Raw genomic sequence first — 23,062 nt, 5'->3', positions numbered from 1 at the left:
TTTTTATTATTACTGAATTTTTGAGAGGAGAAATTAGATGTCAGTTAAGAAGAAAACGCAAGTACGCACCGGCAAAATGGTACGTGAACTAATGTTAGCAGACGAAGATGTAAATGCTTCGCTAATTATGGTATATAGTGAAAACGGTGTAAACGCAGAAATTAAAATCGAGGGCTTAACGCCGAAATGTAACGAAGAATTATTTTTGAGCGGAAACGTGGATTGGAACAAGAGTGTTATTTATAAAATTGTTGATTTCACTGGAAACGCTGAAGTTGGTAAAGTTACATTAACAGCGATGAACAAAAATAATGTTTCTCTAGAAATAGAACGCGTTATGTGGAGTAAAGAAAATAAAGAAGCTGCTGAACAAGAAGAAACATCTGTAGAAGCAGCGCCGAAAAAAGAAGTAGTTGTAGAAGCGCCAAAAGCAGTTACACCTGTTCCAAAGCCTGTTACACGTGTGGAAACACCTGCTATAACACCTAAGCCTACTCCGGTACCGACGCCGAAGCCAGTAAGTGTAGAAGCAGCTGTGGAACTATCTACTCCAACACCTGTGAAAAAAGAAGTACCAACTCCAGTTACAAAGCAAGTGACAGCACCGGTTGCTCCTGCAAAACCGAAGCAACCTGCTTTGACTGAAACAAATACAAAACTACAAGAAAATTATGTTAAACTTGTGAAAAAGACAATTGAAGTTTGTCAAGATTACGAGCTTGGCATCGACATAGATGATTCTATTGAAAGCTTAAAAGGAGAACTACAAAGCCAAGGTATTAGCGTTACATTTGACAAAGAAATTATGGACGTTGTAAATCGCCTTCGTTCTTTACAAGATAAAGGAATCAAAGTAGAAAAAGTACTTAATTTACTATAAAAAAAATAAGAGATGGCAATTGCCACCTCTTATTTTTTATAATTCCATTCCTTACTTTCATACTTCTCTTTTGCTAACGTTTGCACTTCATGTAACTGTTCTTCTGTTAATTCATACGGAACAAGCTCTACATCTAATCCTTTTTCAAACCCAACCTCAAACGCTTTAATTAACTGCTGGATTGTAAACGTACGGTCTGTTAGTTCATTAATTGCTACCGCTTTAGAAGAGAACATACTCTTCATACGTTCTTTTACACGTTCATTCGGGAATAAAAACAGATCGTATAATTCATCTAAATCTATTTCTAATGGAATCGACCCGTGCTGTAAAATCACACCTTTTTGACGTGTTTGCGCACTACCTGCGATTTTTCTTCCTTCTACTACAATTTCATACCAAGACGGTGCATCAAAGCATACGCCTGAACGTGGATTTTTTAAATTTTCACGGTCTGCTTCTGTTTTTGGAACTGCATAATACGCTTCTAATCCTAATGCCTTAAAACCGTCTAGTAAACCTTGCGAAATAATACGATACGCTTCTGTAACTGTTTTTGGCATATTTGGATGATCTTCAGACACAATAACACTGTACGTTAATTCTTTATCATGTAGTACACCCCTGCCGCCTGTTTGACGACGAACGAATCCATATTTCTTTTCGTTAACTACATCCATATTAATATCTTTTTCAACACGCTGGAAATATCCCACTGTTAATGTTGGTACTTCCCATTCATAAAAACGAATGGTTGGTGGCATTTTCTTTTCACTTTGCCAATTTAATAAACATTCATCTAACGCCATATTAAATGCCGGTGAACATTGACCAGAGTTAATATAACACCATTTTTCTTTTCCCATCCTGCACCTCATATAACCAATTATTTTTCACATTCTCTAGTCTACCAAATTCGACAAAATTTGTGAAAGAATACGAAATTTCTTCTTATATGCAAATGAATCTGTTGCATAAATACATACGGGCATTATAATATTGAAAGTAGGATAAGAAAAAAGGGAGCGATAGAATCGTGTCAACAACTTGGATTATTTTATTAGCCGTAATCGTAGCGTTCATCGGCTACACTGTATGGATGTATTTCTATCAGAGAAAATTAATTAAAACACTTTCAGAAGAAGAGTTTCGCGCTGGCTACCGTAAAGCCCAGCTTATCGATATTCGCGAAGCAGACGAATATACTGCAGGGCATATTTTAGGCGCACGTAACATTCCGTTATCACAAATTCGCCTTCGTCATAAAGAACTTCGCAAAGATCAACCAGTTTACTTATACTGCCAAAGTGGATTCCGTACTGGTCGTGCAGCTCAATACTTAAAGAAACAAGGCTACAAAGATTTCTACCAATTACAAGGTGGATTCAAAACGTGGACTGGAAAAATTAAAAAGAAATAATAACATACAAAAACTAGCTGAATGATTCAGCTAGTTTTTTCATTCCATATTATTTGCAATGTATAATAAATTTTGCTTAATCACATCTTTATCATTCTCTTGTGCATTACGATACAAGAGCTGATATTCAAGTGCTTTCTCTTTCCATATAAGCGTAGCAAATTCATCCCCTCGCTTGGAATCATCCTTATTTTTAAAATAAGCGAATGCTCCATTATTCAATTTCATTTGTTCTTGAAATTGCTTTTCTTCCACAAGATCCGGAAAACTATAAGGAAAGTTCGCAACATTTAACTCAATATACTCATTTCTACCCGGCTCCCGCTGTTTATATTTAATCATTAAGACAGCGTTCTTTTTTCCAATCGTTCTGACTTCCCCCTTCACATCACTCGTAATGTCGTACGGTAAAAACGCTGGAACTTTAAATTTCACTGGAAAATATTTTGGAAGCTCCTTCAGCGGAATTGGATCCGTAACACGATCCATAGCTCCCCCTGTTGTTCCCACAAAGTTTTTTTCCTCCTGCATCGTTTGCTGAAACGAACATGAACTTAGCACTAGACTAGAAAACACGAAACAAATGATTCCTTTTTTCAATTTGTTTCCGCCCTTTCTTCATACCGCTTTCTTTACGAATGAAGCGTTTATATGCTCTTCATATTCGCTTCGTTATGAAACTCCACCTTTGAAAACTTTCCACGTTATTCTCACACATTTTGACAAAACCTCTTTTATAGACGCAAAAAAGACCCCCATCATTCTCACGCCCAAATAAAAAGGTTACGCGAATAACAGAAGTCATGTTTATAACATAGTTTGTGAAAAGCTTTTCAGGTCAAGATTTTTTCATTCTTATTATTTTCCCTTTATAATAAGGGAAAGAGGTGATACATATGGCTAATATAAAACAAATTGCAAAAACCGCTGGTGTATCCATATCAACTGTTTCCCGCGTCCTTAATAATCACCCTTACGTAAAAGATGAAAAACGTAAGCGTGTTCTAGATGCTGTTGAAGAATTGAACTATGCAAAAAATATAAATGCTATTCATTTAATAAAGGGAAAAACATATACGATCGGTGTCATGCTCCCTTTCATTAACCTTCCATACTTCAGTACCATTATTGAAGGAATCGGAAACGAGGCGTTAGCAGCTGGATATCACATTAATTTATGTCAAACGAATTACGATAGTATTGAAGAAATACGCGTTCTTGAAATGATGAAAATGAAACAATTCGACGGGATGATTATTTGTTCCCGAACGAGTTCATGGCAACAAATTGAACCTTTCGCAAAATTTGCTCCTATTATTTCATGCGAAAAAATGAACCACCCCCTCATTTCGTCTGTCTACGTAGATCATTATGAAGGCTTCCGTCTTGGTACTGCCTATTTACTCAGTAAAGGTCATGAAAAAATCGGGATTTGTTTAGCAAGAAAAACAAGTGCAAATTCCATGGAACGTGAAAAAGCGTTTGCTGATACACTCCGTAACGAGGGCAAAACATTACATCCCGAATGGATTTTTCATCAATGCTATACAATGCAGGACGGTGCACAAATACTCCATCGTATTTTAAACATGAAAAATCGTCCAACCGCTATTTTTACAGCGAACGATCAAGTTGCAGCTGGTTTATTAACAGAGGCTCGAAAACATGGCATTCGAGTACCCGAAGACCTTGCTATCCTAGGATTTGATAATCATGAAATTTCAAAGGCTTTAGAAATTTCCACAATTGAGCATCCCGGTCTCGCAATGGGCTCACATGCGTTTTCTTTATTCCATAAACAAATCCAAAGTGAGCAAATTATTGGGAACGCAAAAGAACTTTCATTCCATTTAATCGAGCGAGATACTGTCTAAAAAGAGCGTTATCTATAGCGCTCTTTTTCAGCTCTTCACCTATTGACTTTATATTTTTACTCGCATATAATTAACCTAACGAACGGTAGGTAGGGGATGAAAATGACAGCAAACCGCATTAAAGCTGTAGCACTTTCTCATTTCGCACGCTACGGCTACGAAGGAACTTCATTAGCAAATATTGCTCAAGAAGTTGGGATTAAAAAACCATCAATTTACGCACACTTTAAAGGAAAAGAAGAGCTATATTTTATATGCTTAGAATCCGCTCTTCAAAAAGATTTGCAGAGCTTCACAGGCGATATCGAAAAATTTTCAAATTCGTCTACCGAAGAATTGCTCTTACAGTTACTAAAGGGCTATGCAAAACGATTTGGTGAAAGTGAAGAATCAATGTTTTGGTTACGAACTTCTTATTTTCCGCCTGATGCATTTCGCGAACAAATTATTAATAAAGCGAATGTGCACATTGAAAACGTCGGAAAACTTTTATTCCCTGTATTTAAAAGAGCAAGCGAACAAGATGAGCTGCATAACATTGAAGTAAAAGATGCCTTAGAGGCTTTTCTATGCTTACTTGACGGTCTTATGGTTGAACTACTGTACGCAGGTTTAAATCGTTTTGAGACACGTTTAGACGCTTCTTGGAAAGTATTTTGGCGCGGACTTTCAAACTGACGGATTGCTCCTTTGCAATGCGTCGTTTTTAAGCCCTTTACCTAACGACTGGTAGGAAGGAGAAATGACATATGGCTTGGATTTATGTAATCATAGCTGGTATTATTGAAATCTTTTGGGTGATTGGACTAAAAAAAGCGGAGGCACCACTTGAATGGGCTGGTGTTGCGCTATTAATTACAATTAGTTTCGTCTTATTATTTAGAGCTTATAAAGATTTACCTGTCGGCACTGTATACGCAGTCTTCACAGGAATTGGAGCCGGCGGAATCGTTCTTACAGAGATTTTCGTCTTCGGAGAACCTTTCTCTATTGTAAAAGTATTATTAATTGGTTTAATCTTCTTTGGCGTAATTGGTTTAAAACGAGTAACAGAAGAAAAAGAAGCAAAGGAGGCCGCATAAAATGGCTTGGGTATTTTTAATTCTAGCTGGTATTTGTGAAATTATTGGTGTACTCTTTATGAAAGTAGCCACTGAAAAGAAAGGCTGGGCACCAAAAGTTATTTTAATCGCTAACTTCGGCGTAAGCTTCTTCTTCTTATCTCTTGCGATGAACACATTACCGATGGGAACTGCTTACGCGATTTGGACTGGAATTGGAACTGCCGGAAGTGCACTTCTAGGCATTCTAATTTTCCGCGAATCAGCGGATTGGCGTCGCCTTGCCTTCTTAAGCTGCATTCTATGCGGCGCTGTTGGCTTAAAACTATTAAGCTAACGCGAGGTGACTGTCATGTGGAAAGAAAAAGGAAAGCAAATGTTAGCATGGATTACACTCGGTATCGTCATTCTATTACAAATAAGTTTTCATATAATAGAATGGTTGTTTCATAAAGTAATATCCATTCTCACATTCCTTCCTAACATGACACTTGAAATGATATCAATCGTTTGGTCCATTATTGCCTCCATTGCAATCGTCATTATATGGAGTATCGCCAAGCTATGGAATAAGTTATTTAAAAAGGACAGTACTTCTGAAAAAGAGTAACTGTCCTTTTTTATATTCATTCAGACTTTCTATAGAAGTTTGATGCGATAAGACAAAGAAGACCAACTATGACAACACTTATACAGACCCCTTTATGTAAATTAGGAAACGGTGATGGTATATCTGAATAAAAATTTGATAATATGAGACCGATTGAAACGAAAAGTACCCCTATTCTATAGAACCATTTTCTTTTATTCATCATTCTCCCCCCTAACATTTTTCATACACTCCTTTCTTTTGGACATACTACCTAAAAAAGGAGTGGATAATATGCAAAATTCTATACATAAGCAGATCCTATTTTTATTTTTCCTCTTTCTCATTCTCGTTATCGTTTTCAGCTTTATATTACATACTCCAAAAGATGTTGTACCAAACAGCCTCTCTGTTTATAAAGTGAAACTTTAATCAGTGGGGGTTTTGTTTATCCCCCCACTGATTATTAGTTGAACCAATCGGACTTTTACGGACAGTTGATCCCCCACCTAACTTCTTTGCTTCCACTGAATTTTGAGGTGGGGGTCTTACTGCCCGTTAAAGCGGGATAAACTCTTACTTTCCTATTGTCGTTATTGAAGAAGGTGCCTTTTATAGGGCACCTTTTAAAATTCTCTCTTCTCATACAATTTCACTGAAACGAAGACAGATGCTATGAATATGCATATTGAACTAACGAATAACACGCTGTTGTATAGTTGAATTTGTTCCATGCTGATTTCAAAGAACATAGTACCAATTGCTGTCGGTGCTATTAGTATGAAAAACGTAATAAAAGAAGCTTTTTTATAGCCAAACCAAAACAATATCGGTAAAACAATGCTAAAATATATAAAAACAAAGCCAGAAATCGTAATTACTGTTGTCGTTATAAATTCAAAAGTTCCATCTTCAAATCGATTGATTACTACAGGACTAGACACTATCATACTTATAATAAAAATAATAAGTGCCATTATGTATTTAGCTAACACAATTTGCTTTCTCGCTAGCGGTAAACTATTTAATATTACTTCACTATTATATTTTTTATCGTCATTAAATGTTTTTAAAATTGCTATAACTGGAATTATAGCTGACATAATTACGTAAAAGCTTTTAATATCTGTTAATGTCATATACAAAAAAAGAGGGTATATTAAGCACCATATTAAATGCTTCCATTGCATAATAAAATCTTTTATTATGAGTTGCCTCACGATTACTCCTCCCCTCATAAATCACGTTCATTATACAAGCTAACTGAAAGCAACATGGACATAATATACAAAAGAATAAGTCCTGCTATAAAACAAACATTTACAACTAGACTCGTGCTCCAAACATTTTCTACATCTAACCAGACGTTACTTACAATCAGTCCACTTAAATACCCCAACGCAAGTCCGGCGAACGGAGCAATTTGTTTTGCACTGCTATATCCTACTGAGAATTCAATCGGAAGTACAATTATGCTACAAACAAACCCACCTGTTATACCTCCGAGAATTTCTCCCCACAGCATAAATCCAGTCATATGCCCATCTTGTAGCTGTATTAAACCAACCACTAGTGAAAAACATCCACCTAGAGCAACTAAAATACTTACAAATATGTATTTTCCTATGACAATATCTTTACGGTCAAACGGTAAACTATTTACTATCAGTTCACTTTTATTTTTCCCCTCATAACTCATTGACAGTATCATGCCAAGAGCAGGTACAAACATGCTAAACGTCATCAAAAAACTATCACTACGAAAATCAACAATGAGCAGAAACAAGAAACATATAAGATAAACAAACCCTAACTTTCTTTGCATCATCATATCTTTTAAAACTAATTGCTTGATCATGTATTACACCTCCTAATATGAAAATGTCCCTTCTATAACTCTGCCTCCTGAAACATTTTCATTGAGAGGAACATTGATATGAATATACTCACTAATACTCCAATACCAAGAACACCCATTGCTTGTGTAGCCTCTTGAGAGTGAAGTACTTTTAACATAATTGTTTTATCACCAAAAATATTACACATAAAGCCAATCATACCCATTAAAGGAAAAATCATAATCACATTCAAGACAGTAATAGCTTTATATCCTCCAATGTAATTAGTAGGTATCGTTACTACACAATAAATCAAAGTTGCTACTATTCCTGAAAACACTGCATATCCAGGCATAACTATATCCCCGTCCAACAAAATATTTTTTAATATTATGACTATAAAAGTTGCACTCAAACCAACCATAATAAATACTGTGCTTGAAATATATTTAGCTATAACTATCTCTTGTCTCGTTATAGGCAAACTCACTAATACTTTTTCTGCTTTACTTTTCTCCTCATGATAAAAAGAAATATAAATAATTGTACTACATGTTATAAATAATCCTATTGCAATCCCCATTGGTTGAACGGAATCCTTAAAAATAGATAACATAGGTATTAAAAAATAGAAAGGAAATATCTTCTTCTGTAAGAAAAACTCCTTCAAAATCAACTGTTGCATCTGAATTCTCCTCTCTATAAATCACGTGTTTCATAAATTTTAATTGTAAGAAACATAGAAGCAATGTAAATACTAACTAATGTAATAATTCCAACTATAAACATACCAACATGCATAGGATTCATAATCCACTCAATGAACGAAGGTGCTGTTTTATTCAGTCCATCACTAATAAATATCCAAAGTATCCCACCCACTCCTATTGAGGCTGCTGATATTATACTTCTTACTATCTTCGATTTTGTACCATAATAACTAGGGTAAAAGGTGACAACTAAAAACACGGCGTAAATAAGCCCATTTACTACTCCATACCATGGAATTTCAATGTATAAATTAGGATGATATGCACCTATATCACCAATAACAGCGATACCTCTTATAAGAAAAGCAACCAACATCGTAGAGAACATGCCACCTACAATAAATATTGCACTGGAAATATATCTAGCAATTATGATTTTCTTTCTACTTAACGGTAAACTATTCATAATAATGTCGCTTGTATTTCGTTCATCTATTACGACTAGTATCGTAACTGAGGAAAGAGTTATAAATAAACAACTCATAGGAAACAGCATTTCATCACCGTTTTCAAATAAAAAGAATACAAAAGGTATAATAAGATACACTACCCATATCCCCCGAAAAAAGAACAAATCTTTATATATGAGCTGAAGCATAGGCACCTCTCCCTTTCGCAGTGTAAACGATAATATCATCTAATGTAGGCTTTTCTATTACAACCTCATTTCCAAACCAATCGACAATTGCTTGTTTATCCTTCGCTAAACCTTCAAAACCAAATTTATTTTTTCGTAATCCAACAAATAGCTCTTTTCCTTCTCGGTCTAATAAATCATTACTTCCCTTTACGATTACGTAGTTCTCCATTAGTTCATCTTTCTCACCAGTAAATATAATTTCTCCATCGTTGATGAACGTAATATAATCTGCAATGAGCTCTAAGTCTGTTGTAATATGAGTTGAGAATAATACAGATACTTCATCCTCCATTACAATCTCTTGCAGCATATCAAGTAATTCACTTCGAACAACCGGATCTAATCCTGCTGTCGGTTCGTCCATAATGATGAACTCCGCGTGGTGCGAAAGTGCGATAGCAATCGCAAATTTCATTTTCATCCCTTTTGATAATTCTTTAATTTTTTTATACTTCGGAACTTGCAATCTATGCATATACGATTGATACTGCTCTTCGTCCCACTTTTTATATAGCGGTGCAATAATACGTTTCATTTGTTCACACGTTAAATCTTCGTAGTAATGATTTTCATCATATACAAAACCAATATTTTGTTTTATTTCCTTCTCGGCTTTTTTATTGTCCTTGCCAAAAATTTTTATATCACCACTATCTTTTCTAATTAAATTCATAATCATTTTGATCGTCGTACTTTTCCCTGCTCCATTCGGTCCGACAAATCCCATAATATATCCGCGTGGTAACGTAAAACTTATATTTTTCACTGCAAAATCTTGATAACTCTTACAAACGTTTTTTAGCTCTAACATCTCTTATTCCCCCTCATATAAACACGCAATCATCTGCTGTAAATCTTCAAGTGAAAGCTGCAACGCTTTACTTTCATTTACAACCTCTTCTGCTTTACTTTCCAATAGACGCAGCCTTTGTTCTTTTAGTAGTTCATTATTTTTACGTGAAACATAAGTCCCCTTCCCAGCAACAGTTTCTATATATCCTTCTTTTTCAAGCTCCTCGTACGCACGCTTCGTTGTAATTACACTAATTTGTAATTCCTTCGCTAAGCTACGAATAGACGGTAATTGATCTCCACCCTTTAAACCACCATTTAAAATAAGCTGGCTTAATTGTTTTCTTATTTGCACATAAATAGGGTCTTGGGAAGAATTCGAAATAATAATATTCATGTTTTCCTCCAGTGTGTGTATATACTGTACATACTTTATATATACAGTATATACACACCATCCTATTTTTGGCAAGAAAAAAAGACCAACATTTTCCTGTTGGTCTTTCGTATATGTATCACTTTTCAAAGCGATCTAACATCTCATCTCTCATTCCGAAACTCACTACCGCAATTCCTACATACATAAACAGCAGGAACGCTGGATGAACTGTGTTGTACCAAGTGCTATCAACAATTAAATAAATCGTTAATGCCACAACAAGAACAAACGCTAAGATAAACATATAAAAGTGTCTTGTACTACCCATAATAAACTCCTCTCTTCTCACTTCACCATTCAACAGTATATTTTATCGAATAATTCGATATGACTCAAGGTTAACTTTCTGTTATGTAATCAAGTTCCACCTTTACAATGTCCTCACATGCTATTGAAATGATCGTTCCTTGCTTATCAATTGCCGTCACTTCTCTATTATCCATTACACGATGCGCTACTCTTTCTAGTACTTTTCCTTGGTCTCGATAACAAAATTCTTTTACATCTTTAATCGTTTTTCCGTTTTCTAAATGGTATATCATTCTATAACACCGATATCCCACATTTTCACCCCCACCTTGCTCGTTTTTTCACATATACATAAAAATGAGTTATGCCTATCTCATTACATCTTCTTAATTTCAATAAAATTCTAACAAAAATAAATACTTTTATCAAACCGACTTTTTCAACAAAATCACCTATAAAACCGCTTCTTTACACCATTATGAAACAAAAAATATAAAATTTTAACATTTTCTTCACTACTTCTGCATAAAGTGAAACCTTAATCAGTGGGGGTTTTTGTCCATTCCCACTGATTATTAGCCCGCAAATAGCGGAATAAATTCTCCATACAAAAAAAGAACCCGCATATAGCGAGTCCTTCCTTAGTTATTCTAATCAAACTTGTACAGGAGCTAGCTTTTCATAACGTAAAACTGGTTTACGAGCAGCCAATGTTTCATCCAAACGTTTAATTACCGTTGTATGCGGCGCTTCTTGTACAACTTCTGGATTTTCTTCTACTTCTTTAGCAATTTGAATCATCTTATCAATGAAACCGTCTAATGTTTCTTTTGATTCTGTTTCTGTCGGCTCAATCATAATACATTCTTCCACATTTAATGGGAAGTAAATTGTTGGTGGATGGTAACCGAAATCAAGCAGGCGTTTTGCGATATCTAATGTACGTACACCAAGTTTCTTTTGACGACGACCTGATAATACAAACTCATGCTTACAATGTCTATCGAATGGAAGATCATAGAATGGCGCTAATCTTCTCATCATATAGTTCGCATTTAATACAGCATACTCAGTTACTGCACGTAGCCCATCTGGACCCATAGAACGAATATATGTGTATGCACGAACGTTAATTCCGAAGTTACCATAGAATGGTTTTACACGCCCAATTGCTTCTGGACGATCGTAGTTAAAGTGATAGCCATTTTCCGTTTTCTCTAAAATTGGTTTTGGTAAGTACGGAATTAAATCAGCTTTCACACCTACTGGACCAGAACCTGGGCCACCGCCGCCGTGAGGGCCTGTAAATGTTTTATGAAGGTTTAAATGCACAACGTCAAACCCCATATCTCCTGGGCGCGCTTGGCTTAATACCGCATTTAAGTTTGCACCATCATAGTATAATTTACCGCCTGCGTTATGGACAATTTCTGCCATTTCTAAAATGTTTTCTTCGAATAGACCTAATGTATTAGGATTTGTTAACATAAGTGCTGCTGTTTCTTCGTTTACAACACGTTTTAAATCTTCTAAGTCAACAAGACCATTTTCATTTGATTTTACTGTAATTGTTTCAAAACCAGCTACAGTTGCAGATGCTGGATTCGTTCCGTGAGCAGAGTCAGGCACAATTACTTTCGTACGGTTAAAGTCACCATTTGCTTCATGGTATGCACGAATTAACATTAAGCCTGTCCATTCTCCGTGTGCACCAGCTGCTGGTTGTAAAGTAACAGTATCCATACCTGTAATTTCGATTAAATGCTCTTGTAAGTCGTACATTAATTCCATTGCACCTTGTACTGTCTTTTCATCTTGAAGTGGATGAATATTTGCAAATCCTGCGAAACGAGCTACACTCTCATTAATTTTCGGATTATATTTCATCGTACAAGATCCAAGTGGATAGAATCCAGAATCAACGCCGTGGTTACGGTTTGAAAGTGCTGTATAGTGGCGCATAATGTCAAGTTCTGATACTTCTGGTAGCTCTGCATCTTCTACTCGAATATAATCGCTCTCAAACACATCTTCTAGTTTCACTTCTTCTACATCTAATTTGGGTAAGCTATATCCTACGCGTCCTTCTTTAGTCACTTCAAAAATAAGTGCTTGGTCTTGGTTCTTCATTGGATAGCCCCCATTTCATTTACAAGTGTGTCAATTTCCTCTTTTGTTCGAAGCTCAGTTACTGCTAAAAGCATATGATTATCAAATTCTTTATAGTCACGACCTAGATCGTAACCACCGATAATATTCTTTTGTAGTAATGCGTCGTTTACTTCTTTTACTGGACGTTTGCAATCTACAACGAACTCATTGAAGAAAGGTCCAGCAAATGTTACTGTGAAGCCTTTCGCTTCGAATTGACGTTTTGCGTATTGTGCTTTAGAAATGTTTTGACGTGCCATTTCTTTCACACCTTGTTTTCCAAGCGCTGTCATTGCAACAGAAGCTGCTAATGCATTTAACGCTTGGTTTGAACAAATATTAGATGTCGCTTTATCACGACGAATATGCTGTTCACGTGCTTGTAACGTTAATACAAACCCACGTTTACCATCTGAATCTACAGTTTGTCCAACAAGACGTCCTGGAATTTTACGCATAAATGCTTTCGTTGTTGCAAAGTAACCACAGTGTGGTCCACCAAACTGCGTTGGGATACCAAATGGTTGTGCATCACCGATTACAACATCAGCACCAAATTTTCCTGGTGGTGTTAGTGCGCCTAATGATAATGGATTTGAAGAAACGATAAATAATGATTTTTGTTGATGAACGATTTTTTCAATATCAGCTAATTTTTCAACTTGTCCGAAGAAGTTTGGATATTGAACGATTACACAAGCAACTGTATCATCTACTTCACTTTGTAATACGTCTAAATCTGTTACACCATCTTTATGATTAATTTCAACAACTTCAAGATGTTGACCTTTTGCATACGTTTCAAGTACTGCTCTTGATTCCGGGTGCACTGCACTAGATACAAGAATTTTCTTTTTGCGAGTATGGCCAGCCGCTAGCATTGCCGCTTCAGCTAAAGCTGTACCTCCGTCGTACATAGAAGAGTTTGCTACATCCATTCCTGTTAATTCACAAATCATTGTTTGGAATTCAAAGATTGCTTGTAATTCCCCTTGTGAAATTTCTGGTTGGTATGGCGTGTAAGCTGTATAAAATTCTGAGCGAGAAATAACATGATCTACAATTACTGGAGCATAATGATCGTATACGCCTGCTCCTAAGAAAGAAGCATATTCTTTTAAGTTAGCATTTTTACTAGCCATTTGAGATAACTCTTTTAAAAGCTCTGGCTCTGATTTTGCTTCTTTAATTTTTAAATCCCCTTTAAAACGAACACTCTCTGGAATATCAGAGAATAACTCATCGATCGTTTGAACGCCGATCGTTTGTAACATTTCTTTTTTGTCTTCTTCTGTCATTGGAAGATAACGATGCAACATGAAATCTACCCCTCTCCCCGTTACTTTGAACGTTTATAAAATGGTGTTGGAACAACTACTGCTTTGACGCGTTTATTACGAATTTCAATTTCTACTTCTGTATCAACTGCTGCGTATTTTACATCAATTAGTGCTAAACCAATGCTTTTCTTTAACGTTGGAGATTGTGTACCACTCGTTACTTCCCCGATTTTTTCTTCTCCAATAAATACAGGGTAATGCGTACGAGGAATTCCACGTTCGATTACTTCGATGCCGACTAATTTGCGAGGCGCCCCGTTTTCTTTTTGTTCTTTTAACGTTTCTTTTCCAAAGAAGTCTGCTTCTTTATTTGGTTTTACCGCAAAGCCAATTCCAGCTTCAATCGGTGTAATATCTTTTGATAATTCTTGACCATAAAGTGGTAATGTTGCTTCGAAGCGAAGTGTATCACGAGCACCTAAACCACATGCTTTTAAGCCTTCTTCTGCTCCAACTTCAAGAAGTTTCTCCCAAAGTTTTGCAGCATCTTCACTCTTACAGTAAATTTCAAATCCATCTTCACCTGTGTAACCTGTACGAGATACAAGTGCTGGAATTCCATCTACAAGAATATCGTTTTTAAATTTAAAGAACTTAATTTCTTTCAAATCTTCTGACACAACTTTTTGTAAAATGCCTTCTGCTTTTGGTCCTTGGATTGCAAGCTGTGCAACTTCACTAGAAACATTGACTACTGTCGCATCGCCAATTACATGGCTAGCTAACCATTCGTAATCTTTCTCGATATTTGATGCATTGATTACTAATAAATAGTCTTCTTCACCACGTTTGTAGATTAATAAATCATCTACTGTACCACCATTTTCATAGCACATAGCTGTATATTGTGCGCCTCCTACCTTTAAGGTAGATACGTCATTTGTAACAACACGTTGTAAAAATGCTAAACTATCTACACCTTTTACCTCAACTTCTCCCATATGAGACACATCGAACAAACCTGCCGCTGTACGTACAGCTTCATGTTCTTCTTTAATGCTTGAAAATTGAACTGGTAACTCCCAACCACCGAAGTCGATTGTTTTCCCACCATACTTCGCGTATACATCAAATAACGGTGTACGTTGTAATGTAATCATGCTCTCTCCCCCTTATGCTCTGACAAATCAATAAAAGTTGTTTCCCTTATCTAAACATTTTCACTCTGAAAAGATAGGATATACGGAATCTCATTACATTTTTTTATGAAAGCGTAAATAAAAAATCACTTTCTTGGATAAAATACGAAAGATTCCATACATTTCACACCATTATCCTAACATTATTCGCTATATTTCATCAATATTCTAGCATAAAAAATAATTTAGAATTTTTTATTCTTAATCCTATTAAATACAACTTTCAAAATTTAGCCCTTTATCTTTGCCTATTCTTTAACTTTTAGTATGTGTAATAGCGCCTTGTTACAAGGCTTATATAATAAAGATTTTTTCATAATTACTTTAGTTTATAAAAGGTGGGAGAGTCATAATGAATGTCGATATTTCCGTAGATCGGACGTGGCAAAACAATTTTTTAAATAGAATTGACGAAGATGGCCCTTGGACAAACTGGGATTTATACCATTTAGCTTATGAAACAGAAAAATCGTTACTTGTTCCTACTTTCGATGGACTACAAGCACCGAAACATTTATCTCATTTCACACCGCTTCCTCATCAATTAGAAGTGGCTCAAAATGTCATTGAACAAATGAATGGCAAAGCGATTCTAGCAGATGAAGTAGGACTTGGGAAAACGATTGAAGCTGGACTTATTTTAAAAGAATATATGGTCCGTGGCCTTGTGAAAAAAGTACTTATACTCGTCCCGGCCTCTCTCGTATCACAATGGGCATACGAACTAAATACAAAGTTTTTCATTCCAGCTGTAGCCCAAAAGAAAAGCTATTCATGGGAACAAGCCGATGTGATTGTATCATCCATTGATACTGCAAAACGTTCACCGCATCGTGATATCGTTTTGAACTTAGAATATGACCTTATTATTATCGATGAAGCACATAAACTTAAAAATAATAAAACAAAAAACTATGAATTTGCACAACGTTTAAAAAAGAAATTTTGTTTATTATTAACTGCTACTCCTGTTCAAAATAAGATTGATGAAATTTTCAACCTCGTTTCTTTATTAAAACCAGGACATTTAGGCAATCAATCCAACTTTGAAGAATATTACGCTTCAAAAAATCGTTCTGCCGAATCTGATGAAGATTTAAAAGCTCTTATTAACAAAGTAATGGTCCGAAATCGGCGTCATAATACCGGAATTGATTGGCCAAAGAGACATGTACGTACAATTTTTGTTGAGTTTAATGAAGAAGAGCAAGCTTTATATAATGATATTGAAAATTGGAGAGGACAAGATGCCTTCACATCCGCTTTCTCATCGTTAACTTTAAAACGGGAAGCGTGCAGTAGTCGTGAGGCTGTTTACTATTCATTAAAAAAACATGTAGAAAAACGACAGAAGGAAAATGAACATTACATAAAAGACCCGCATATTGATGTGCTAATGGACAAAATTAATCATATTCCTTTTAACTCAAAAGCGAATAAAGCTCTAGAGCTTATAAAAGAAATTGACGATAAAGTCATCATCTTCACGGAATATAGAGCGTCACAAATGTACTTACAATGGTTTTTACAACAACACGGTATTTCTTCCGTACCATTCCGCGGTGGGTTTAAACGCGGGAAGAAAGATTGGATGAAGGAACTTTTCCAAAACCGTGCGCAAGTGTTAATTGCAACTGAAGCTGGTGGTGAAGGGATTAACTTACAGTTTTGTAGCCATATGATCAATTACGACTTACCATGGAACCCAATGCGCCTTGAACAAAGAATCGGACGTATTCACCGTCTTGGTCAAAAGAATGATGTTCATATTTATAACTTAGCTACAAAACACACTGTTGAAGAACATATTTTGAAACTGTTATATGAAAAAATCAATTTATTCGAGCGTGTTATCGGTGAACTCGATGAAATTTTAACGAGAATTAATATGAAAAACATCGACGCGCACATTCAAGAAATATTTGCGCAATCAAAAAGCGAAGGAGAAATCCGAATTAAGATGGAAAACTTAACATCTATTATCGACTTCGCGAAACGAAATGAAGCTGAGGTGCAAGGCTATGCAGCAACATGAAATTCATAATTACTTATACAATTTTTTCGAGGCGAATAACTGCGAAATTTTAGAGCGTTCTCCTCAATTATTAGACGTGCAGTTAACAATTGAGATGGATAAATTATTAATGAACCGCCCTTTTTATTGGCACTATCTTGAGAAAACAGGAGGCGTACCGAATCCGATGCGCCTTACCCTTATTACAAATCCAGAAAATGAAGAAAACGATGGCGAGCTTATTCACTACGGTTCACCACGTCTTCATCAAATTTTTCAAACGACAAAAGAATTAGGGTCTTACATACGTTTATATGAGGAAGTACGGCATAGCGGGGCGACACATACACCGCTCCATCCGTGGCTCGGTGTAAATATTAAAGTTTCCTATCAATGTGATCGAAAAAAAGATATCCTCCACTCCATTGGAATTCATCTTATTTCTGGCACAATGATTGCAAACTTTCATGAAACATTAGCTAAAATTAAACTCACACCGAAAATACCTGACTTTTGTTTTACGCTCTCGCCTATCATTAAACCGCAAAGCGGTTTACAACGCATAGAGGATGCTTTAAAAAGCATTATTACAGAAGATGACCATACGTGGGCGAAAGAAGCAAGGGTGCGCTGGAATCACGATTTGGACCTTTTAAATCGTTTTTATGAAGAAAGTGATGAACTTCCTGAAAGCTATGAAATTGAAAAACAAGCACTGCAAGAACAGTATGAACCCCGCATTACAGTGCAAATTATTAACGGTGGACTTTTTTATGTTACCGCGAATCATTTTCTATCTTAAAAAGCTCCTTCTGTTTTAGAAGGAGCTTTACTTTGCGTTATCCTCTATCGCCATTACGCTCTTGTTGTTTTTGCTTTGCCATACGTTTTTGATACGCACGATCCTTTGCACTCACATGATTTGCATCAGTTGGAAGATTTTCTTTTGAACGGCCAATTCCATTGCTCATCTGTTTCACTCCTTTTATATCTTTCAAAATACACCCTTATTTTCAGCTAGAGGCACCATCCTTATGCAAAAAAAATAAGAGTAGCCATCGGCTACTCTTACTCACTCACATATTTTCGAAACATATCATGGATGCCTTTATTTACGAGGTTCGAGATCTGTTCGTCAGATTTATTCGGATAACGATCACGCAATCTGATAGATGCCTTCACCATTAAATTTTCTAATACAGAACGGCCACCTTCTCCATAAATAATTTCAGCATACTTAACAAGCCTTCCATCCTCTACTGTTGCTGGATTATGATTGAAGAAAAATTTACTCATTGTTTCCACCTCTCTATTTTGATAACGTTTACATTTATATAGATTATTTATGTTATTTATTTCACAATATTGTATGCATGTATATTTAATTAGTTTCATTATAAAGCAACATATCGACAGTAACTATGTGATTTTCCGTCCATTTTGTGAACAAACCAAAAAATGAAAGCGTTTCCTTTATTATATACTAAAAAAACTTACTACGCTAGGGGCAATTTTTTAATCTACCAATACCTCAAATATGAATATACTTTTGCTTTTCCCACTAAACCTTATATAATTTTCAGAAATTATATTATAAAATATATGTATGACTTAAGGAGGCCATGTATGAATCAAAATAAAAAAGCTATATTGGATCTTGTGTTTTATCTCGTAATCCCATTCCTCATTTGGAAATTCGCAAAACCTTATATCGACCCTTATTACGCGATGTTACTTTCCTCTGTTCCGGGGATTATTTATACACTGTATACCTTTAAAAAAGAAAAACAGTTTAACGTGACAGGGTTCTTTATTTTAATTACACTCATTTCTAATACAACGGTAGATTTATTATCTGGATCAGCCGAACGAATGTTGTGGAACGATGCGTATTATCACATCGTACTCGGCGTTATCGTCACATGTACAATTTTTATAAAAAAACCACTTATGTTATATTTCGCAGCAGATATTGCCGCATTGCAAGGCCATGACCGTGATAAAAGTCGTGAGCTGTATCGTGATAGTCGTATCTATCCAGCACTACAATATTTAACGCTATTTTTCGGGCTACAATTCATATTAAAAAGCTTCTTAAAAATTTATTTCATCTCTGTTTTCGGTGTAGATGGCTATGGTGAAATGAGGGCGATTATGACCGCTGTTGGGTGGGGCATTTCCATTTGTATCGGAATTGGATTTGTCTGGGTAAACAATAAAATACATAGCGTTACAGAGGAAAAAGAATCTGTGCAGTAAATGAAAATCCCCTAGTAGTATCATACTACTAGGGGATTTTCATTTTGCTAGACATATTACGAAATCGTTAACTTGATTTTTTTCTTTTATTTTTTACATTTCGATAAAACAAAGCAGCACTAAGCGGCATAACACCAAACCACTTATTCATAAATGGCTCTTTTTCAGCACGGCGTTGTTCTTTCTTTTGTTTACGATCTTCTTTTGGAGCATCCATATATGACACAAACTGCTGTGTCACAAAGCGAACATAATCATTAGTAGACATATTATCATCACCTCTACTTGATTAGTATGTCCACTTTTTTATGCATTAATCTTTTCTTTCAATTCATTCATAATTTGCTTTACAGACTTATTCGTCGTATCGATATGAATATGAGCCTCTTCATAATAAGCTCGGCGCGATTCAAATTTCGTCACAAATGCCTCTATATCTTTCTTCTGAAATAGTGGACGTGTCGTATCTTCACGAAGCCTTTCTGCAATTAGATGTGGATCACAATATAAATACACGACAGTTCCATTCTCCTTCATCCACTTTCGGTTTTCCTCTCGCTCAATGATTCCGCCGCCAGTTGTAATAATGACATTACAACTGGGGAGTGAACGTAACATTTCACTTTCATATTCTCGAAAAGCCATTTCGCCTTCCTCGGCAAAAATTTCACGGATCTCCTTCTCTTGCTTCTCTTCAATTTTTTGGTCTGTATCGACAACATCCATATGAAGTTCTTTACTTAATGCCTTTCCAATTGTTGTTTTCCCAGCTCCCATATAACCGGTTATGTATATAGATTTCATGTTCGTTCCTCTCAATCATCCGTTATTATTTGTTATTATAACGAAAGATTACATTAATTAATAAAAAAACGTTTTGTTCTCATTATGCAATGAAGAACAAAACGTCACATACACACTTTTACTTATAAGTACCTCTTCTCACCCACTGCGTTGCAATCCACTTCTCACCTTTCGTTACAGGTGCCCCTCCGTGTAACGTAAGCTCATTTAGTGATTGGTCTTGATAGAAATACTCAAAGTATACTGCCATTCCCTTTCTAGGGTTCACAGAAAGATTTAATTTCGGAAAGAACGTTTCTCCGCCCTCTTCTACATCATTTAAATACATTACAAGCGTACTGATACGATTATTAGCAGCTGATCTACTATGTTCTGCAAAATAATCATAGTGCGCTTTATATTGTTGATCCACTTCATAATTTAAAATGTGTAATCCTTCTCCATGCGACGCAGGAACATTCATGATAGATGAAATTCGTTTTTCAATCTTCACAGTAAGTTCATTATCATCCAAAAATGCACCACTACTTGTTCGAATATCATTTACATCACGTGATGAACCAACTTTAGAACGTGCTAACTTATTTTTAGACAATTCGATTAATTCTTCACACTCTTCATCACTTAATACATTTCCTAACACGACAATAAGAGGTTCTTCGAATTTTGAAATAATTTGTATTTCCCTATCTTCTGTCATAATTGCATTTCCTTTATGATCAAAAATAGTTTGTTCCTTATTTTCACCTATTTGATTGTTATTTGTCATTTCCCTATTCTCCCTAAAAAATATGTTTGGATAGCATGAATATATCATATTCTTTCTACCTTTCTCTTTTTTGAGAAAATTTAAACTTTTAATCGTTTTATTTATCCATTTTCTTAAAAAAATAGCCTATTTTCAAATGAGAAATCATGGTTTTTTATCCATATATTTTACATACTATCCTTCTATCCAATCGAATATTTTCTCATCCTTTTTTCTATACCGAAAGCTTACTTTATAAAAAACTTCTTGTTTTATTTTGCACTGCAACGAAACGAGAATAACATCGTTTTCAAAGACATAATTTCCACTTGCTTCGCCCTTTTCATATTGAAAGAAAAAAGTATCTTCCTTTTCTTTTTGCTGTAAGTCCTGTTTTATATTTGTAATAGATCGATTTAGTAGTTCCTCCAGTACAAACTTTTGCTCTATTTCAATATAAAATTTTTTATCTATAAGCAACATATTTGTTTCGTATACAAAGAACGAAGTTAATAATACAAGAAAAATGATTGTTCCTGGCATCGTAAATCCACCTTGTTTCCTCATACATTTATTTCCATACCACTATACCTTACAGCTACACCTTCATATATTTTCCCGCTCCTATCTTTCACATTTATAAAGAGCAAATGAGGTGTTACTTCATACGAAACCATTTCAACATTTTGTAATATAACTTCTCTTCCGCGCATATTCACTTTTCTTATAAGATGATTATTCAATTTTTCATACGTCACTTCATCTCCAGTGCGAAGGCGAAAGCGCAAAAGACTACCTTTATTCTCAGGGACTATTTTTTCTACAAATGATACTTCACGAAACTCTAACTGTACTTGTCCTAAAAACACATCCCATTCCCAATTATTTAATCCTTTTGATTGGTTGTTTTCTATTCCAATAAAATGTAAACGTGGCAAGAGTAAAAAGAACAGTGATAACAGAAAAAAACATACGATCATTTCTATTAATGTAAATCCAACTTCTAATTTATTTTTTCTCCTGCATAAAAGCATTGTTCCATCATTCTTCCTTTCACATCTTTCCACATAGCACAAACTTCATTTCCTCCCCAATATGTGTAATATACATTTCCGTTTATGACTTTTTCTTTCTGTTGCTTTGTCTCATTCTCATACATATATAAAGCTGCTTCTCTTTTTAATAATACAAATGCCTTATAACGAATTTGTATGTTTTTTCGTTCTTGCATAATCAATACTGTTTGCGGAAGTAGTAAAGATACCGCCATCATTAATATACTTAATGCTACAAGCATTTCAGCCATCACTGACCCTTTTTGACATTTCACGATACGTAAATCTCCCTCTTCCAAGCTGAAATACAACCTCATATTTATAACTTCGATACGAGAGTAAAATTGTTCCACCTCTATTAATATTTCCACTCGGATTATATGTCATTGGATTAGGAAAAGTATTCAAATCAATTTGTACATCGCTATCATATTCTCTTTTAATGATAGAAAGATTCGTACTCGAATCCCCTATATAATACATATGCCTATCTTTATGCCATCGTAATGTATAATGTTTTTGACGGTTTATCGCTAATTGTTGCATATACAAAATATCATTTGAAAACTGTCTCAAAAATTGTTCAATTTTTTGTTTTTCATATAATGAATGTACGTTAAAATACGTGACCATACTTAGTATAGAAATTGCAAATAGAACGAGTAGCATTTCTAAAAGAGTAAAACCTTGTTGTTTCACAGTTTCCCACTTGATACTGTGCCATCATTTGAAATATGAATGGATTCACCATTCGGACACTTATCAGATGTAATATATTTTTCATCACTTAGCTCTTTTAGCGAGGGAATTTTATTATGTTGCAATTGGTATACTTGTATTTGCGCTTCTATAGATTTTACATAGGCTTTACATCCTTTTCCTTCGACGGATGAACGCTGTGTAACTACATTTGGAATAATTAATAGTAATAATACAGTTATGACGACCATAACTAATAACATTTCTAAAAGGGTAAACCCCTCCTCATTCTGCATGAAAA

The 23,062-nt window shown here is 35.2% G+C and carries 34 protein-coding genes and 1 pseudogene; 11 read left to right on the top strand and 24 right to left on the bottom strand.

From position 1 onward, the window contains the following. Positions 1 to 37: 37 nt before the first annotated feature. The gene (locus QCI44_RS06425) at positions 38 to 880 is read left to right on the top strand and encodes a hypothetical protein (RefSeq protein ID WP_016086307.1); all 843 of its coding nucleotides are present in this window, start codon (positions 38 to 40) and stop codon (positions 878 to 880) included. A 29-nt stretch (positions 881 to 909) separates the two neighbouring features. On the opposite strand, the gene QCI44_RS06420 is transcribed toward QCI44_RS06425, so the two are convergent. Next, positions 910 to 1,746, bottom strand: a complete 837-nt coding sequence (locus QCI44_RS06420) for a lipoate--protein ligase family protein (RefSeq protein ID WP_016086306.1) — start codon at positions 1,744 to 1,746, stop codon at positions 910 to 912. A gap of 170 nt (positions 1,747 to 1,916) precedes the next feature. Between QCI44_RS06420 and QCI44_RS06415 the strand changes: the two genes are divergently transcribed. Then, on the top strand, positions 1,917 to 2,300 hold the full coding sequence (locus QCI44_RS06415) for a rhodanese-like domain-containing protein (RefSeq protein WP_000108656.1): 384 nt from the start codon (positions 1,917 to 1,919) through the stop codon (positions 2,298 to 2,300). A 39-nt stretch (positions 2,301 to 2,339) separates the two neighbouring features. Here QCI44_RS06415 and QCI44_RS06410 read toward each other — a convergent pair whose 3' ends face one another. Beyond that, a complete protein-coding gene (locus QCI44_RS06410) occupies positions 2,340 to 2,876 on the bottom strand; it encodes a hypothetical protein (RefSeq protein WP_033660189.1) in 537 nt (178 codons plus the stop codon). A 320-nt stretch (positions 2,877 to 3,196) separates the two neighbouring features. On the opposite strand from QCI44_RS06410, the gene QCI44_RS06405 reads away from it, so the two are divergent. The 5 genes from QCI44_RS06405 to QCI44_RS06385 all read left to right on the top strand — a co-directional run bounded on the left by QCI44_RS06405 (position 3,197) and on the right by QCI44_RS06385 (position 5,845). Beyond that, entirely contained in the window at positions 3,197 to 4,174 is a 978-nt protein-coding gene (locus QCI44_RS06405; RefSeq protein ID WP_016086304.1) for a LacI family DNA-binding transcriptional regulator, read from the top strand. Between the two features lie 96 nt (positions 4,175 to 4,270). Continuing rightward, positions 4,271 to 4,852, top strand: coding sequence for a TetR/AcrR family transcriptional regulator (locus QCI44_RS06400; RefSeq protein WP_003267456.1), 582 nt, complete (start codon positions 4,271 to 4,273; stop codon positions 4,850 to 4,852). A 71-nt stretch (positions 4,853 to 4,923) separates the two neighbouring features. After that, on the top strand, positions 4,924 to 5,256 hold the full coding sequence (locus tag QCI44_RS06395; protein ID WP_000312344.1) for a DMT family transporter: 333 nt from the start codon (positions 4,924 to 4,926) through the stop codon (positions 5,254 to 5,256). Position 5,257: 1 nt separating this feature from the next. Then, positions 5,258 to 5,572, top strand: a complete 315-nt coding sequence (locus QCI44_RS06390; protein ID WP_000312623.1) for a DMT family transporter — start codon at positions 5,258 to 5,260, stop codon at positions 5,570 to 5,572. 15 nt (positions 5,573 to 5,587) lie between these two features. Further along, positions 5,588 to 5,845, top strand: a complete 258-nt coding sequence (locus QCI44_RS06385) for a DUF3975 family protein (RefSeq protein WP_016086303.1) — start codon at positions 5,588 to 5,590, stop codon at positions 5,843 to 5,845. A gap of 16 nt (positions 5,846 to 5,861) precedes the next feature. On the opposite strand, the gene QCI44_RS06380 is transcribed toward QCI44_RS06385, so the two are convergent. The 12 genes from QCI44_RS06380 to gcvT form a co-directional block, all read right to left on the bottom strand. Continuing rightward, a complete protein-coding gene (locus QCI44_RS06380; protein WP_033659768.1) occupies positions 5,862 to 6,047 on the bottom strand; it encodes a hypothetical protein in 186 nt (61 codons plus the stop codon). Positions 6,048 to 6,450: 403 nt separating this feature from the next. Beyond that, positions 6,451 to 7,044 carry an ABC-2 transporter permease gene (locus tag QCI44_RS06375; protein ID WP_001249397.1) on the bottom strand — a complete coding sequence of 198 codons (594 nt, stop codon included), beginning with the start codon at positions 7,042 to 7,044 and terminating at the stop codon, positions 6,451 to 6,453. Positions 7,045 to 7,058: 14 nt separating this feature from the next. Continuing rightward, a complete protein-coding gene (locus QCI44_RS06370) occupies positions 7,059 to 7,682 on the bottom strand; it encodes an ABC-2 transporter permease (protein ID WP_000595378.1) in 624 nt (207 codons plus the stop codon). Between the two features lie 32 nt (positions 7,683 to 7,714). After that, a complete protein-coding gene (locus QCI44_RS06365) occupies positions 7,715 to 8,347 on the bottom strand; it encodes an ABC-2 transporter permease (protein ID WP_016086301.1) in 633 nt (210 codons plus the stop codon). A 14-nt stretch (positions 8,348 to 8,361) separates the two neighbouring features. After that, positions 8,362 to 9,030: an ABC-2 transporter permease gene (locus tag QCI44_RS06360; RefSeq protein WP_016086300.1), complete on the bottom strand. Its 669-nt coding sequence runs from the start codon at positions 9,028 to 9,030 to the stop codon at positions 8,362 to 8,364. After that, on the bottom strand, positions 9,011 to 9,883 hold the full coding sequence (locus QCI44_RS06355) for an ABC transporter ATP-binding protein (protein ID WP_016086299.1): 873 nt from the start codon (positions 9,881 to 9,883) through the stop codon (positions 9,011 to 9,013). Before QCI44_RS06355 ends, QCI44_RS06360 begins: the two co-directional genes overlap by 20 nt. Before the next feature lie 3 nt (positions 9,884 to 9,886). Continuing rightward, positions 9,887 to 10,261, bottom strand: a complete 375-nt coding sequence (locus tag QCI44_RS06350) for a GntR family transcriptional regulator (RefSeq protein ID WP_001021358.1) — start codon at positions 10,259 to 10,261, stop codon at positions 9,887 to 9,889. 118 nt (positions 10,262 to 10,379) lie between these two features. Continuing rightward, positions 10,380 to 10,571 carry a hypothetical protein gene (locus tag QCI44_RS06345; protein WP_000535935.1) on the bottom strand — a complete coding sequence of 64 codons (192 nt, stop codon included), beginning with the start codon at positions 10,569 to 10,571 and terminating at the stop codon, positions 10,380 to 10,382. A 70-nt stretch (positions 10,572 to 10,641) separates the two neighbouring features. After that, positions 10,642 to 10,845 (bottom strand): DUF3929 family protein, encoded by a 204-nt coding sequence (locus tag QCI44_RS06340; protein WP_000639160.1) that lies wholly within the window; start codon positions 10,843 to 10,845, stop codon positions 10,642 to 10,644. 361 nt (positions 10,846 to 11,206) lie between these two features. Then, entirely contained in the window at positions 11,207 to 12,682 is a 1,476-nt protein-coding gene (gene gcvPB / locus QCI44_RS06335) for an aminomethyl-transferring glycine dehydrogenase subunit 2 (protein WP_016086298.1), read from the bottom strand. After that, on the bottom strand, positions 12,679 to 14,022 hold the full coding sequence (gene gcvPA / locus QCI44_RS06330) for an aminomethyl-transferring glycine dehydrogenase subunit 1 (RefSeq protein WP_016086297.1): 1,344 nt from the start codon (positions 14,020 to 14,022) through the stop codon (positions 12,679 to 12,681). Before gcvPA ends, gcvPB begins: the two co-directional genes overlap by 4 nt. Positions 14,023 to 14,042: 20 nt before the next feature. After that, positions 14,043 to 15,143: a glycine cleavage system aminomethyltransferase GcvT gene (gene gcvT / locus QCI44_RS06325; protein WP_000631766.1), complete on the bottom strand. Its 1,101-nt coding sequence runs from the start codon at positions 15,141 to 15,143 to the stop codon at positions 14,043 to 14,045. 391 nt (positions 15,144 to 15,534) lie between these two features. Here gcvT and QCI44_RS06320 point away from each other — a divergent pair, with 391 nt between their 5' ends. After that, the gene (locus QCI44_RS06320) at positions 15,535 to 17,217 is read left to right on the top strand and encodes a DEAD/DEAH box helicase (protein WP_001100033.1); all 1,683 of its coding nucleotides are present in this window, start codon (positions 15,535 to 15,537) and stop codon (positions 17,215 to 17,217) included. Next, the gene (locus QCI44_RS06315; protein WP_353811038.1) at positions 17,204 to 17,998 is read left to right on the top strand and encodes a YqhG family protein; all 795 of its coding nucleotides are present in this window, start codon (positions 17,204 to 17,206) and stop codon (positions 17,996 to 17,998) included. Before QCI44_RS06320 ends, QCI44_RS06315 begins: the two co-directional genes overlap by 14 nt. 37 nt (positions 17,999 to 18,035) lie before the next feature. Here the strand turns inward: QCI44_RS06315 and QCI44_RS06310 are convergent, their stop codons facing one another. Beyond that, positions 18,036 to 18,167, bottom strand: coding sequence for a hypothetical protein (locus tag QCI44_RS06310; protein ID WP_000064669.1), 132 nt, complete (start codon positions 18,165 to 18,167; stop codon positions 18,036 to 18,038). A 97-nt stretch (positions 18,168 to 18,264) separates the two neighbouring features. Then, positions 18,265 to 18,492, bottom strand: coding sequence for a hypothetical protein (locus tag QCI44_RS06305; protein ID WP_000032704.1), 228 nt, complete (start codon positions 18,490 to 18,492; stop codon positions 18,265 to 18,267). A gap of 73 nt (positions 18,493 to 18,565) precedes the next feature. Between QCI44_RS06305 and QCI44_RS06300 the strand changes: the two are divergent. Continuing rightward, positions 18,566 to 18,683: pseudogene (locus tag QCI44_RS06300) on the top strand (GTP pyrophosphokinase). A 139-nt stretch (positions 18,684 to 18,822) separates the two neighbouring features. Further along, a complete protein-coding gene (locus tag QCI44_RS06295) occupies positions 18,823 to 19,455 on the top strand; it encodes a VC0807 family protein (protein WP_016086296.1) in 633 nt (210 codons plus the stop codon). 67 nt (positions 19,456 to 19,522) lie between these two features. On the opposite strand, the gene QCI44_RS06290 is transcribed toward QCI44_RS06295, so the two are convergent. From QCI44_RS06290 to comGC, 8 genes are all read right to left on the bottom strand, one after another. Beyond that, entirely contained in the window at positions 19,523 to 19,723 is a 201-nt protein-coding gene (locus QCI44_RS06290) for a YqzE family protein (protein ID WP_000106081.1), read from the bottom strand. Between the two features lie 38 nt (positions 19,724 to 19,761). After that, positions 19,762 to 20,259: a shikimate kinase AroK gene (gene aroK, locus QCI44_RS06285; protein WP_016086295.1), complete on the bottom strand. Its 498-nt coding sequence runs from the start codon at positions 20,257 to 20,259 to the stop codon at positions 19,762 to 19,764. Positions 20,260 to 20,377: 118 nt separating this feature from the next. Then, positions 20,378 to 21,028 carry a 2OG-Fe(II) oxygenase gene (locus QCI44_RS06280; protein ID WP_016086294.1) on the bottom strand — a complete coding sequence of 217 codons (651 nt, stop codon included), beginning with the start codon at positions 21,026 to 21,028 and terminating at the stop codon, positions 20,378 to 20,380. Between the two features lie 174 nt (positions 21,029 to 21,202). Continuing rightward, positions 21,203 to 21,574: a competence type IV pilus minor pilin ComGG gene (gene comGG, locus QCI44_RS06275; RefSeq protein WP_033659769.1), complete on the bottom strand. Its 372-nt coding sequence runs from the start codon at positions 21,572 to 21,574 to the stop codon at positions 21,203 to 21,205. Beyond that, positions 21,571 to 22,041 carry a competence type IV pilus minor pilin ComGF gene (gene comGF, locus QCI44_RS06270; protein WP_016086292.1) on the bottom strand — a complete coding sequence of 157 codons (471 nt, stop codon included), beginning with the start codon at positions 22,039 to 22,041 and terminating at the stop codon, positions 21,571 to 21,573. The genes comGG and comGF overlap by 4 nt, the downstream gene beginning before the upstream one ends. Then, the gene (gene comGE / locus QCI44_RS06265; protein ID WP_033659770.1) at positions 22,011 to 22,313 is read right to left on the bottom strand and encodes a competence type IV pilus minor pilin ComGE; all 303 of its coding nucleotides are present in this window, start codon (positions 22,311 to 22,313) and stop codon (positions 22,011 to 22,013) included. Before comGE ends, comGF begins: the two co-directional genes overlap by 31 nt. Next, positions 22,306 to 22,761: a comG operon protein ComGD gene (gene comGD / locus QCI44_RS06260; protein ID WP_016086290.1), complete on the bottom strand. Its 456-nt coding sequence runs from the start codon at positions 22,759 to 22,761 to the stop codon at positions 22,306 to 22,308. The genes comGE and comGD overlap by 8 nt, the downstream gene beginning before the upstream one ends. After that, the gene (comGC, locus tag QCI44_RS06255) at positions 22,758 to 23,057 is read right to left on the bottom strand and encodes a comG operon protein ComGC (protein ID WP_016086289.1); all 300 of its coding nucleotides are present in this window, start codon (positions 23,055 to 23,057) and stop codon (positions 22,758 to 22,760) included. Before comGC ends, comGD begins: the two co-directional genes overlap by 4 nt. Between the last annotated feature and the right edge of the window lie 5 nt (positions 23,058 to 23,062).

The organism is Bacillus cereus group sp. RP37 (assembly GCF_040459695.1).
GTDB lineage: Bacteria > Bacillota > Bacilli > Bacillales > Bacillaceae_G > Bacillus_A.
The sequence above is the reverse complement of the archived record's forward strand: the minus strand, read 5'-3'. Positions and strand labels throughout refer to the sequence as shown.